We start from the raw sequence: 13329 nt of genomic DNA on the forward strand, positions 1-13329 counted from the left end.
TCTTTCTCTTGCTACTTTTTCTTTTTTAGTTTATATACTATGGCAAGTATTTCTGCTACTGCTTGATACATATCACCAGGTATATCCTGATCTATTTCCACAGTTTCATACATTAATCTTGCTAATGGTTTATTCTCTAAAATTGGTACATCATTTTCTTTTGCTAGTTCTTTTATTTTAACAGCTAAATGATCTGCACCCTTTGCTACAACTTTAGGTGCTTCCATTCCACCTTCTTCATATTTTAAAGCTATTGCTATATGCGTAGGGTTTGTTATTATTACTGTAGCATCTGGCACAGCTTGCATCATTCTTCTTGTAGCTATTTCTCTTTGTTTTTGTTTAATTTTACCCTTTAGTTGAGGATCTCCTTCCATTTGCTTATATTCTTCTTTTACTTCCTGTTTTGACATTTTCATATCTTTATTATGCATTCTTTTTTGAAAAACATAATCAGCTAAAGCAATAACAATTAAAACAATAGTTATTTTCGAAAAAATTCCAACAACTAAATTTTTCACTTCGATTCCCATACTAGGTAAACTTAAACTTCCTATTTTCATTATAGTTTCATAATTATCTTTAACAAAACTATATCCAATATATGAAAGTACTGTTACTACTATTAAGTTTTTTATTAAGTCAACGAAACTTCTCTTAGAAAACATATTTTTTAAACCTTTTAATGGGTTTAATTTTCCTAATGATGGTTTAAGAGGTTCTTTTATAAATACGAATCCTGTTTGCATCAAACTTGCTACAATCCCTGCGATCATTATTGGAATTACTATTGGTAAATATGTTTTTGCCATTACCCACATTGTACTTACAACTCTAGTTTTCACATAACCTTCAGTTAAATCTTTTGGAAAGCCATTTGATAAATAATAAAGAAGATTTTCTTGCATATTCTTTGTTACTGTTGTTGCTAATACAGATATAACCAATGTACAAGTTAACAATGTAAAAGCTAAACCAACATCTTTACTTCTAGGTATTTGACCTTTTTTCTTAGCTTCCGATTTTTTCTTTGGTGTCGCTTCCTCAGTCTTATCATCTGACATAAATATTATCACAAGGGGTAAAGCATGAAATATAGAATTGAATATATCTAAAATACTATTAAAACTAGATGTCATTATTTTAACTATCATTGGTAAAATAAGTAAAAACGAACTTATTCCAACTAAAAGCTTAACTGGTAATCCTAAAATCATTATATTTAATTGTGGAACCGTTCTTGATACAAGTCCCATAGTTAAATCTGTAAATAGTATAATTAATGCTATTGGAACTGCTATTTGTATTCCTATTGCAAAAAACTTTATAAATGCTGTAAGCACATTAGTTAAATTACTTTGAAATATTATTGTTTTACCTACATTTACAATATCAAAACTCTGAATCAAGACTTTTATAAATAAATGGTGTCCATCAACTAAAAAGAATATTAAAATAGCTATAAAATACATAAGTCTTGATAATAAAGTTGATGTATTTTTTGTATTTGGATCAAACATAGAAAGCATTCCAAGTCCAATATGCATATCCATTAAACTTCCAGCCATTTCTATAAAATAAAAACAAAGACTTGTTATATATCCTAACGTTATCCCTGTCATTATCTCATTTACACAAGATAAAATAAAGTAAAAATCCATGGCTACATTTCCTATGGTTTCATAGTTCATTGTTGAAACTGTTATGTATGCTATTATTAAAACAAAAAAAACTTTAAGTATGTTTGGTGTACCAGTAGGAAAAAATATTGTTGTTATGGTAAAAAATGTCAAAAGTCTCAAAAATACTAATATTAAGACTATAAAAAATGCCGTATTAATCAAGGCTAAGCCTCCTATTGTACAATATTAGATATCATTGTAAAAATCCTTTGTGTAAACTCCATTATACTATGTAAAACCCAACTTCCAAGTAAAAGACCAACTACAGATATACCTATAAGTTTAGGTACAAAAGTTAAAGTTTGTTCTTGTATTTGTGTAGTTGCTTGAAATATACTTATTAATAGTCCAAGTACTATGGCTACTCCCAAAAATGGTGCCGAAAGCTTTAAAGATGTATACATAGCATCTTTTAATATACCTATTACCATTTGTTCTGTCATACTATTTCACCTCACATAAAACTTTTAACTAAAGAACTTACGAGTAAATACCATCCATCTACCATTACAAATAATAATAATTTAAAAGGTAATGATACCATAGCTGGTGGTAGCATAAACATACCCATAGACATAAGTACACTTGCAACTACCATATCAATTATTAAAAATGGCAAATATATCAAGAACCCTATCTGAAATGCTGTTTTTAACTCACTTATTGCAAATGCTGGCACTACTACATACATAGGCACATTATCTTTAGTAACTTTACTTGCATCTATTTTAGATATTTCAACAAAAAGTTGTAAATCCTTTTGTCTAGTTTGATTTAACATAAAATCTCTAAGAGGTTTAGAACCTGCTTCTAAAGCCTGATCTTGTGTTATTTTATTATTCATATATGGCGTTAACGCATTATTATTTACATCATTATATACTGGTGCCATTATAAATATAGTTAAAAATATTGCAAGTCCTACAAGAACTTGATTTGGTATTGATTGCTGAGCACCTATAGCACTCTTTAAAAACGAAAATACCACTATTATTCTTGTGAAACTAGTCATCATTATAATAAATGATGGTAAAACAGAAATTATTGTTAAAAAGATTAATAACTTTATATTACTTACATAATCTTTTGGATCACTACTAGATGCTATTTTCGGATTTGGGATATCTACTGGTGCTGCATAAGCCTTATAAGACATAAAACATACAATTCCTACTAAAAGAATCAAAAATATTGAATATTTACGTTTTTTGTTCATTGCTTTATTACCTTTACTTTTTTATATTAAGCTTATTTTTTAAGTTTTCAAACTTATTATTATACATATTTAAAATCTCATCATTTAAAGCCTTCTTCTCTTTTTCTATAATATCAATTTCATCCTTTGTAAGTTTCTTTATTACTTCTACATTATTTTGTGAGGAGGTTATTATACACCCCTCCTCACCAAGCTTTATCAAAAACAAGTTACTATCTTTTGATAATGGAGTCTTTTCTAATACCTTTATGTACTTACCCCTTTGAAATTTTGAAACTTTATTAGCTCCAAGTTTCAGTGTTAGTACTATTAAAAACATTAAAATTATCATACCGAAAAATAGTTTTACTACTGTTAAAATTAAATCAGTATTCATATTTTCTCCTATTTATTTTTGAACGGTTAGATCTTGAAATAATACATTAGTTAATTGACCATCACTAAGTTTTTTGTTTATTGCAGAAGTCAACTCTTTCTTTATTGCTTCGCTACTTTTAGGATCTGTTAGTTCTTTAGAACTTTTAGTTTTAAAGAAAGTTATAATTGAATCTCTAAGAACCGCTTTTTGTGCATCTAAACCAGCACCAAAGCTTTTATCTTTTTCATTGTAAGCTACGGACACTTTTGCCTTTACATAGCTCTTCCCACCTTCATCACTTAAATTCACTAAAAATTCATCTTTCAAGTCATAATAAGCCTCTTTTACTACGGTATTAGTTTGACCTTTCATATACATATATACACCTGCAAAAGTACCTCCTGCAACTATTACGGCAACTACAAATATTATTATTATAAATTTTCCTGCCCCACCTTTTGCTTTTTTTTCTTCTTTTTTAGTTTCTTCAGCCATCTTAAAATTCACCCTTTCTATTTTACTACAATCAAAATATTCATTCTTCTATTTTTAGCTCTATTCTCATTAGTATTATTATCTACTAACGGCCTAGAGTCGCCAAAACCTGCTGCTGTAAATCTTTTTTTATCTAGCTTTTTAACTTCAGTAAAATATCTTACAATACTTGTCGCTCTAGCACATGATAGCTCCCAATTACTTTCAAATTTATAGTTATTCACAGATACATTATCAGTATGTCCTTCTATTATAATATTATTATCTAAGCTATTAATTAGTATAGCTATTTTATCTAATAGCTCTTTACTATCATAAGCTAAGTCAGCCATTGAATTCTCAAAAAGTAAACTTTCTCTTATTTGAAGTTTAACTCCTTGTTCATCATTTATAACCTCAATATCTCTATTAAGATTATTTGTATTTATAAATTGTTTTACTTTAGTTAATACTTCATTATGTAAATTTTTATCTTTTACAACATCTTCTTTTACTAAATTTTGATTTAATTGATTATTATCGGTTTTAAAGTTATAAATGGAAACTATAAATATAAAAAAAATTATACATAATAAACTTATTAAGCTTATATTAAAATTAGTAATATTACCATCTTCATTTAATTTATCTTTATTCATTTATATCTTCATCCTTTTTAACATCTAAATATTCTTTCTTTTCTCTTGAAGACATATATATGTATAATTTTTCTTGTAACATAGCTGGAGTAATTCCATCTTGAATGCCTACTATAGCATCTAATATCATTTTCTTAATTTCTATTTCTTCTGCATTCTTATTTGTAAGTTTTAAACTTATAGGATTAAGTATTAAATAAGCTAATATAAGACCATAAAATGTACTTACAATTGATACTTCTATTGAATTTGTTAACATATTAGTATCTGTGATATTATAAACACCACTCATTATTCCTATAAGGGTTCCTACAAAACCAAAAACTTGTGCATATACTGCCCAGTTTTTAAACATACTTATAAATTTCTTATGTCTTTTGTCTATATTATATATTTCTGCTTCTAATATATCAGTTATTTCCTTAAGAGACATCCCATCTACTACAAATTGAATGCTTTTTTTAAAAAATTCATCTTCTATATTATAAAGTTCTCTGTCTAACGCCAAAAATCCTTCTTTTCTTGATATTTTTGCTATGTCTATTAATTTTTTTATTATGTTTATTTTGTTAGATTGTTCAAATTTAAAAAATTCTTTAAATAAAAATTTTAAATTTTTTATATCTTCCTTTGAATATGTAATTAGCATTGCACTAAAAGAACCTATAATAGTTATTAATAACGCTTTAATGTTCAAAAACATTATTAAATTTCCTTGAATAGTTATAAAAATTATAATTACTATACTTGATAGTATCAATCCTATTAACGTAAGAGAATCTGATTTTTTCAAAATCATCCCCCCTTACAATTTTAAATTGAATATTTTGTTTTTATATCTTATAGTTTCTAAAATAACTTCTTCAACTGTTTCAAGAACTAAATATTTTTTACCATTTACAAGAGTTATTACTGTTTCAGGAATCTCTTCTACTTTTTCGATATGTTCAGCATTTAATACAAATTCTTTATTATTCATTCCAGTAAGTCTAATCATAAAAATACCTCCTTAAGTATGTATGCTATAAAAAATGAGCTTATATAAATTTTCCTACTTCATCGTCAGGCTTCAAAGCAATAGAAAATTTATATGAGCCCACTTTGAGTTTAAAAAGTAAGGGAAATTATAAAATTTATTATTATAAATATTATTGTGTTTATAATAATCTAAAATATTAATATAATTGTATTTTAAATATAAATAATTTTATAATTTCCTATACAATCAACAAAGAGAGAAACTTTCTCTCTTTGTTATAATTTTATAGTTAGTTTACCACTATCTCTTAAGATTTATTATATCTTGAAGAATTTCATCCCCTGTAGTAATCATCTTACCACTTGCTTGGAAAGCTCTACTTGTAGTTATCATATCTGTAAATTGTTGTGCAAGGTCAACATTTGACATTTCAAGCATACCATTAGCTATTGAACCAAATCCTTTTGAATTATCTTCTCCACCAGAAGTATTTGTACCTGTTCTTATTATTGGTTCTCCTGAGTTAGCTGATTGTCCATAAAGGTTACCACCTAGTTTGTTTAAGCCTTCCGGATTCTTAAATCCTGCTAAAGCTAATTGTCCAACTGCTGCTACTGAACCATTTTCAAGAGTTGCATTTACTATACCTGTTTTATCAATAGAAAAAGATTTAACTTTTAAATAACTGTTTGTTGTTCCAGGAACTTTAACCTTATCTGGAATTTTTAAAGTTTTAAGCGAATCATCATAAGCACTAACCTTTTTACTTCCATCTACAAAACTTATAGTTCCATCAGTTCCTATACTTTCAATTGGTGTTCCTCCAGTAATAGCAGCTGATGCATTAAAATCACTTGGTGCTTTTATTAAATCATCATTTGCTCCTGGATTAACAGGGTCACCAGACACTGTTGCAGTTTGAGAAATTCCAGCACCTGAAAGTGCTTTATTCACAGCATCCGTAAATTGTTTGTTTGTTAATTTTCCAGAAAAATCTCCAGATATAGTTATAACATGTTGATCTACATCTGCATTGGCTGAAATAGCAGTTCCAGAAGCTGCACCATTTTGGAATTGTATTTTATAATTATTTAATTGTGAACCTGGACTAAAATCAAATTTTATTCCACCTGCTGAAACTTGTCCAGGAGCTAACCCTGTTGCTTGTTGCTTATTATCATCATTAGTTACAGCATATCCCATTATTCTATAACCATCAGAAGTTAATAAATTTCCGTCTGCATCAAGAGTAAAAGAACCATCTCTTGAGTACATTATTTGCGATCCTGATGTTGATAATGATTGTGAATCTATATTATGCTGTCCTTTTCCATTATTAATTTTTATAGTTCCATCTGCAAATGTTTGAGGTCCTTTACTTACCATAAAGAATCCTTCTCCATCTATTGCTGCATCTAATGCTCTTCCTGTTGGTTGTAACATACCTTGACTCATTACTGTATTTATACTTTGTAATTGTACTCCAAGACCTACTTGTTTAGAGTTAACACCACCTTGATATAATGAAGGACCTGATGCATCTTTTACGTTCTGTGAAAGCATATCTTCAAATCTTACATTAGATGATTTAAATGATGTTGTTCCAACATTGGCTATATTATTACCTATAACGTCCATTTTAGTTTGGTTAACTTGCATTCCTGAAATACCTGAATATAATGATCTTAACATAATTTGTACCTCCAAAATTTTTTTGTTTTTTCAGCTTCCATCATTCCACTGAAATAGGCTTCCTTATGTGGTCCAGCCTACAAATTTATAAAATTACTACACTATCTATATTAGTAAAAACATTTTCTTTAGCTCTTTGCTTGTCTACAGCTGTTATTATAGTTTTATTTTCAACACTAGCTATAATAGCCATATTTTTATAAAGCATTAATGTATTTTTAGAGCCTTTTTCCTTAGCTTTATCTAATCCATTTTGTAATGATGTGTAATCTTCTTTAGTAAAATTAACATCTTTTAGTCTTTCGGCTGCATGATTTGAAATCTTATACCCCTCATCAGAAAATGATTTCTTTTCAATTTCCTTTTCAAGTAACTTTTTAAAATTATCTTTATTATTCTCTTTTACCGTATTATCCTTAGTTAAAGAATTTATTCCACCAATATTCCCTATTGGATAAGCCTTACCATTTATAATTCTATAACTCATTTTATTTAATCCTTATTCAATTTCTATATTTATGAAGTTGTTGATTTATCTGCAGTTGTTGATGTATCTGGAGTTGTTGGTGTCGTATTTGATGGTGGTGTAGTCATTTTACTAAGATCTCCAACCTTGCTTATCTTATCAAAAGAAATATCTGAAACTTCTCCTGTAGTATTATCTTGAAGCTTAACATTTACTTGTCCATAAGCATCTTTATAAACTCCAACTATTTTACCTTGAATAAAATTACCTTTACTATCTTTATCTGTTATTTCTACACTTTGTCCAATAAGTGATGAAGCAGTAAGAAACTTATTACCATTATTTATATTATTTAAGGAATTTAATTCATTATCTGAAGTATCCACAATCGATGATATATTATTTAAACCAAAATCTTTATAGTCTATTTTTCCATTTAACATATATTGAACAGATATCTTAGTACTACCACCAGTATTATCAACTGCCTTTATTACACCTGTATATGGATTTCCTTTATCATCTTTAATATTTAGTATTACACCTTTCCCAACTAACGAATTATTCGCATAATTAGTCATAGTGCTATTTAAATTTGACATTTGTTCAATAGATGCAAATTGCGCCATTTGTGTTATAAATTGTGTTGAATCCTTTGTATTATCTGGATCTTGATTTGAAAGCTCAGCAGATAAAATTTTCAAAAAGGAATTCTTATTCATATCTGAAGTAGATTGAACTATAGGTGTTCCTCTGTCAGTTTTACTAGAACTACTACTATAAGCAGGATTTGTCGTGCTCTGGGTAAGCGGATTTATTTTAGGTGCATCAGCCATTTTCTATACCTCCTATACTAACATATTTATATTATTGGTTCCTTCTGACTCTTCTTCTATTTCTTCTTCAAAATCATCACTATTATTTAAACCATTCGATGTTCTATTTTCTTTTGTACTATTTTCTCTTTGAAAATTTGATTCTCCACTAAAAAACGTAGTGTCTTCATTAGATAATCCTATATTAACATCTGACATTTTAATACCTTGATTTTCTAGAGTCTTCTTTATTTCTGCAGCTGCATTATTTAATAGATGTGTAGTTTCTTTATTAGCTGCAGTTATTGTAGCCTTCATTGATTCTCCTTGAGCTACAAGCTTTATTGTAACTTCTCCTAAATCTTTAGGATTCATTTTTACAACTAAAGTTTTAGTATCATTTACACTCATATATTTTATAGTTTTCACTATATCATTTACCATAGTGTTTTTATTTATAACTGTAACTTCCTTAGGCTGTTCTATATTTTTAGCTTCAGCCAATCTTTGGGCAAACACTGATATATTAGACTGCTTGTCCTTAGGATCTTCAATTATATTTTTTAAAGTACTATAATCTTTATCATTTTTTAGAAATTCATCTTTAGATTCTTTTTTCGTATTATTTTCTGCATTTTTAGAAGAAGCTTTTCCATCATTAGTATTAATTATAACTTTTTCAATATCTACATTTTTATTAGTTTCAACTTTCTCCTCTTTTAAATTAGCAGTTTCACTTTTTACATTTTTAGAATTCAAAAGAATATTTAAGCTATTTTTAAGATTTTTTATATCATCTAAATTTAAATCTTTTAAACTTTCAGGACTTAACTTTACATCTACACTTTTCAATAGATTCTTGAATTCATTAAGTATTTCTGGATTTACTTTGCTTAAATTCTCCATTTTACCTGACTTAACTGCTTCTAATAGATTGGCTAGAACCCCTTTAAGCTCACTAAGTTTTTCTCCATTTGCTGAATTCAACTTCATAAGTGTAGCTTCATTAACTTTCACTTCACTATTATCACCTAATAAATTATTCAAAAGATTTATTTCTTTATTTGTATCATCCTTAACCATGTTTGAATTATTATTATCTAAAGCTTTTAATTTTTCTAATAATGAAGCTATAAGCAACAATAATTTATTATCGTCAGTTGAATCTTCCTTATTAATATCCTTTATTGAATTTTCTATTTCTTCTTTAGTTAATGTTTTACACTCTTCATCTTTAGCACTATCTTCAACTTTTACTTCTTTTACATCTTGACTCGAATCAACTTTATTTTGTGGTTTTATAGTTTCATTTTGATTTGAGTTTTTAGCCAAAATTTCCTTAAAGTTACTTTTATCGTCGTTAACTTTATTTTGCTGTGAATTGTTGGAATTTAAGTTTGGTAAATTAGATATATTGTTATTCGTGTTTATCATTTTCTCACCCCCTTTCAAGTCTTCTTATATGTGCATATAACGCAAATTCATCATTAGTTATTTGTTCCACCCTTTCTTCTTCTTTTATAAAGCTTTCATACTTTTTTTCTTTAAGGATTTCTACTGTTTTTCTTTCTATTTGCTTTACTTTTGCTTGCTCTCTTTTAACATTAACTTCTCTATCTTTAATTTCTATTTTCATTTCTGTATTTTGTATAGCATTAGTTACAGTTTGCAAATAACTTCTTTTAAGTTTTTGGTAAACCACAGACTCACCATTTTTAATAACACTATATTTAGTATAGTTGTCCTTAAATTGTTGCAAAGTATTTTCTAACTCTAACTTTTCTTTTTGAACACTTTGAAGTGCTCTAACAGCTTCGTCTTCTTTATCTTTTCTTATATCCAGAACCTTTTGAAGTGGAAATTTAAAACCTTTCGCCATATTTATTACCCTCTAAAAATTCCTTTCAGCTTGTTTATAGATTCATCAAAGTTTGATTTTTCACTAATACCTTGCTTTAAGAAACCATTTATATCATCATTTAGTCTTACAGCTAAATCAACTTTCTTATTACTTCCACTTACATAAGCCCCGATATTTATAAGATCTTCTGATTCTTTATAAGTTGCAAGTAAATCTCTTGCAAAAGAAGCCGTTTGTTTATGCTCCTCCTCTGCTATAGAAGACATAAGTCTTGATACTGAGTTTAGAATATCAATGGCAGGATAATGATTCTTATGAGCTAAAGCTCTTGATAAAACTATATGTCCATCTAATATACCTCTTACTGTATCTGCTATAGGTTCATTAAAATCATCACCATCAACAAGAACTGTATAAAAAGCAGTTATAGAACCTTTATCTGACGTTCCTGCTCTTTCCATAAGCCTAGGAAGCATTGCAAAAACTGATGGAGTATATCCTTTTGTTGCTGGTGGTTCTCCAATAGCTAGTCCAACTTCTCTTTGAGCCATAGCAAATCTTGTTACAGAGTCCATCATCAAAATAACCTTTTTACCCTTGTCCCTAAAATACTCTGCAATAGCTGTTGCTGTTAATGCGCCTTTAAGTCTTATAAGCGCTGGTTTATCAGATGTTGCACAAACAACTACTGATTTCTTCATACCTTCTGGTCCTAAATCTTTCTCTATAAAGTCAAGAACTTCTCTTCCTCTTTCACCGATAAGTGCAATAACATTCACATCTGCCTCAGCTTCTCTAGCTATCATACCCAACGTTGTACTTTTACCAACACCTGAGCCTGCAAATATACCTATTCTTTGACCTTCTCCACAAGTTAAAAAACCATCTATAGCTCTAACACCTGTAGGTATTATTTCTTTAATTCTTTTTCTCCTCATAGGGTCTGGAGGGGCGTTATCCAATGAATAATTTTCTCCAAAACTTATTTGATTACCATCAAAAGGAACACCTAAACCATCTATTATTTTTCCTAAAAGCTCGTCACTACACTTAACACTTAAAGGAATTCCTTCTGGAACAACCTTACATCCTGGTGCTATACCAATTAATTCACCAAGTGGCATAAGTATTACTCCATCATCTTTAAATCCAACTACTTCACATTTTATAGGGTCATTTTTATCATTATATATAGTACAAAGTTCTCCTACAAAAGCTTTTACACCTTCAACTTCTATTGTAAGACCTATAACTTTTTTTACACGACCCTCATAATAAAAGGGAGATACATCTTTAATTTTTTTATTTAAAATTTCAAAATCTAAATCTATCATAACTTCCCCCCGCATTTAAAAAGTTTAAAATAAATTTTCTCTTAGCTTTTCAAGCCCAATATCAAGTCCTACCATCACTTTGCCGTTTTGCTTTTCAACAACAGCATTTCCACTTTCTAAACTAGAATCTTCAAGAACAAATATTTCACCTTTTAATGCAAATTTAAGCTTCCATTTTTCAATTTCATTTTCTATACTTTCTATATGATTTTTATTACATTTTATTACAAAAGTGCTACTTTCTTTGGATTTTTCTATTACTTCTTCTAAAAGATTAATTATTCCATCTTCTTTTTCGAGTTTTTCTTTAACTATGTTTTCGGCCATATTATAAGCTAACTTTACTATTTCATTTTTTTTCAAAACCAAATATTCTTCATATTGCTTCTTTGCATCTAAAAGAATATTACTAGCATTTTCTACTATTGCATTTGCTTCTAATGTAGCCTGTTCTATATGTTTTTCATAAGACTCCTTATAACCTTGCTTATATCCATCTTCATAACCATTTTTGGAACCTTCATCATAAGCCTTTTCATAAGCTTCTTTTTCTATTTGTTGTGCTTCTTCATAAGCTTTGCTTAACATAGTTTCTTTTTGTTGTTTAGCACTTTTTATTATGTTTTCACCTATATTTTTATAGCTTTCTACTATAGAATCATCTATTTTTTGAGGTTCAGACTGAATACTTTCTTCCTTACTAACATGCTCATAAAAAGTGTCTATACGTCTTTTATCATTTGCATTAAGCACACTATTGTTTTTTATTACACTATAGGATGATTGCATCTTCTCCACCTCTTGATATTATTATCTCTCCAGCTTCATCTAACCTTCTTATGATACTAACAATTTTTTGTTGTGCTTTTTCAACATCCATAAGTCTTACTGGTCCTAAGAATTCCATATCTTCTTTTAAAGCTGCAGCTGCTCTCTTAGATTGATTTCTAAATATAGCATTAGCAACTTCTTCTGAACAACCTTTAAGTGCAAGAGCAAGTTCTTTTGCTTCAACTTCTCTAAGAATTCTTTGAATAGACGGATCATCAAGAGTAATGACATCTTCAAATACAAACATGCTGCTCTTAACTTTATCAGCAAGCTCTGCATCTTCTCTTTCAAGACTTTCTGTAATATTCTTTTCAGTTGTTCTATCAACTTGGTTTAATATGTCAACTAGAGTTTCAACGCCTCCAATAGTTGTCATTTCTGTTCTAACTACTGATGAAAGTTTTCCTTCTAGAACCTTTTCAATTTCTTTAATAACCATAGGAGATGTAGTACTCATAGTTGCTATTCTAAATGCAACATCCGTTTGGATATCTTCAGGCAACTCAGCCATAACCTGAGCTGCCTTATCTGGTTGAAGATAACAAAGTATTAATGCTATAGTTTGAGGATGCTCATTATTTATAACATTTAAAAGTTGATGAGCATCTGCCTTTCTGGCAATTGAAAATGGTCTATATTGTGATGTAGCTTCTGAAACTTTATTAAGAATATCACTTGCTCTTTGGCTACCAAGAGCTTTAGAAAGTAAAGCTCTTGCATAGTCCATTCCACCTTCTTTTATATAATCCCTAGCTTGATTCATATCTATAAATTCCGAAAGAATTTCTTCTCTTTGTTCTCCTGTAACAGAATTTATATTTGCTATTTCATAAGTTATTTTTTGAATTTCACTTTCAGGTAATTTCTTGATGATTCCAGCCGCAGCCTCCGGTCCAATTGTAATAAATAATATAGCTGCTTTCTGCACTCCTGTAAGTTTGCCTTCTTTACTCATCAATCAA

General features: G+C 28.7%; 16 protein-coding genes. All 16 read right to left on the minus strand.

The window, feature by feature from the left end:
• Positions 1–11 precede the first annotated feature (11 nt).
• The gene (locus BUB01_RS00865; RefSeq protein WP_072984327.1) at positions 12–1844 is read right to left on the minus strand and encodes a fused FliR family export protein/FlhB family type III secretion system protein; all 1833 of its coding nucleotides are present in this window, start codon (positions 1842–1844) and stop codon (positions 12–14) included.
• Between the two features lie 11 nt (positions 1845–1855).
• Positions 1856–2125, minus strand: a complete 270-nt coding sequence (gene fliQ, locus BUB01_RS00870; RefSeq protein WP_072984329.1) for a flagellar biosynthesis protein FliQ — start codon at positions 2123–2125, stop codon at positions 1856–1858.
• 11 nt (positions 2126–2136) lie between these two features.
• Positions 2137–2898 (minus strand): flagellar type III secretion system pore protein FliP, encoded by a 762-nt coding sequence (fliP, locus tag BUB01_RS00875; protein ID WP_072984331.1) that lies wholly within the window; start codon positions 2896–2898, stop codon positions 2137–2139.
• Between the two features lie 13 nt (positions 2899–2911).
• Positions 2912–3274, minus strand: coding sequence for a flagellar biosynthetic protein FliO (locus BUB01_RS00880; protein ID WP_072984333.1), 363 nt, complete (start codon positions 3272–3274; stop codon positions 2912–2914).
• Positions 3275–3286: 12 nt separating this feature from the next.
• The gene (locus tag BUB01_RS00885; protein WP_072984335.1) at positions 3287–3751 is read right to left on the minus strand and encodes a flagellar basal body-associated FliL family protein; all 465 of its coding nucleotides are present in this window, start codon (positions 3749–3751) and stop codon (positions 3287–3289) included.
• Positions 3752–3768: 17 nt separating this feature from the next.
• Positions 3769–4389, minus strand: coding sequence for an OmpA/MotB family protein (locus BUB01_RS00890; protein ID WP_072984337.1), 621 nt, complete (start codon positions 4387–4389; stop codon positions 3769–3771).
• Complete coding sequence (locus tag BUB01_RS00895; RefSeq protein WP_072984339.1) at positions 4382–5182, minus strand: motility protein A; 801 nt, start codon at positions 5180–5182, stop codon at positions 4382–4384. Before BUB01_RS00895 ends, BUB01_RS00890 begins: the two co-directional genes overlap by 8 nt.
• Positions 5183–5194: 12 nt before the next feature.
• Positions 5195–5386, minus strand: a complete 192-nt coding sequence (locus BUB01_RS00900) for a flagellar FlbD family protein (RefSeq protein ID WP_072984341.1) — start codon at positions 5384–5386, stop codon at positions 5195–5197.
• Positions 5387–5668: 282 nt separating this feature from the next.
• Positions 5669–7060, minus strand: a complete 1392-nt coding sequence (locus BUB01_RS00905; RefSeq protein WP_072984343.1) for a flagellar hook protein FlgE — start codon at positions 7058–7060, stop codon at positions 5669–5671.
• Positions 7061–7145: 85 nt separating this feature from the next.
• Positions 7146–7547 carry a TIGR02530 family flagellar biosynthesis protein gene (locus BUB01_RS00910; RefSeq protein ID WP_072984345.1) on the minus strand — a complete coding sequence of 134 codons (402 nt, stop codon included), beginning with the start codon at positions 7545–7547 and terminating at the stop codon, positions 7146–7148.
• 29 nt (positions 7548–7576) lie between these two features.
• Complete coding sequence (locus BUB01_RS00915; RefSeq protein WP_084108137.1) at positions 7577–8362, minus strand: flagellar hook capping FlgD N-terminal domain-containing protein; 786 nt, start codon at positions 8360–8362, stop codon at positions 7577–7579.
• A 12-nt stretch (positions 8363–8374) separates the two neighbouring features.
• Positions 8375–9775, minus strand: coding sequence for a flagellar hook-length control protein FliK (locus tag BUB01_RS00920; RefSeq protein ID WP_072984347.1), 1401 nt, complete (start codon positions 9773–9775; stop codon positions 8375–8377).
• A 4-nt stretch (positions 9776–9779) separates the two neighbouring features.
• Positions 9780–10220 (minus strand): flagellar export protein FliJ, encoded by a 441-nt coding sequence (gene fliJ, locus BUB01_RS00925; protein ID WP_072984349.1) that lies wholly within the window; start codon positions 10218–10220, stop codon positions 9780–9782.
• A 5-nt stretch (positions 10221–10225) separates the two neighbouring features.
• Positions 10226–11536, minus strand: a complete 1311-nt coding sequence (fliI, locus tag BUB01_RS00930) for a flagellar protein export ATPase FliI (protein ID WP_072984351.1) — start codon at positions 11534–11536, stop codon at positions 10226–10228.
• A gap of 24 nt (positions 11537–11560) precedes the next feature.
• The gene (locus BUB01_RS00935) at positions 11561–12325 is read right to left on the minus strand and encodes a FliH/SctL family protein (protein ID WP_072984353.1); all 765 of its coding nucleotides are present in this window, start codon (positions 12323–12325) and stop codon (positions 11561–11563) included.
• Positions 12309–13322, minus strand: coding sequence for a flagellar motor switch protein FliG (gene fliG / locus BUB01_RS00940; RefSeq protein ID WP_072984355.1), 1014 nt, complete (start codon positions 13320–13322; stop codon positions 12309–12311). Before fliG ends, BUB01_RS00935 begins: the two co-directional genes overlap by 17 nt.
• Positions 13323–13329: the final 7 nt, after the last annotated feature.

The organism is Clostridium cavendishii DSM 21758 (assembly GCF_900141845.1).
GTDB classification, from domain to species: Bacteria; Bacillota; Clostridia; order Clostridiales; family Clostridiaceae; genus Clostridium_AG; species Clostridium_AG cavendishii.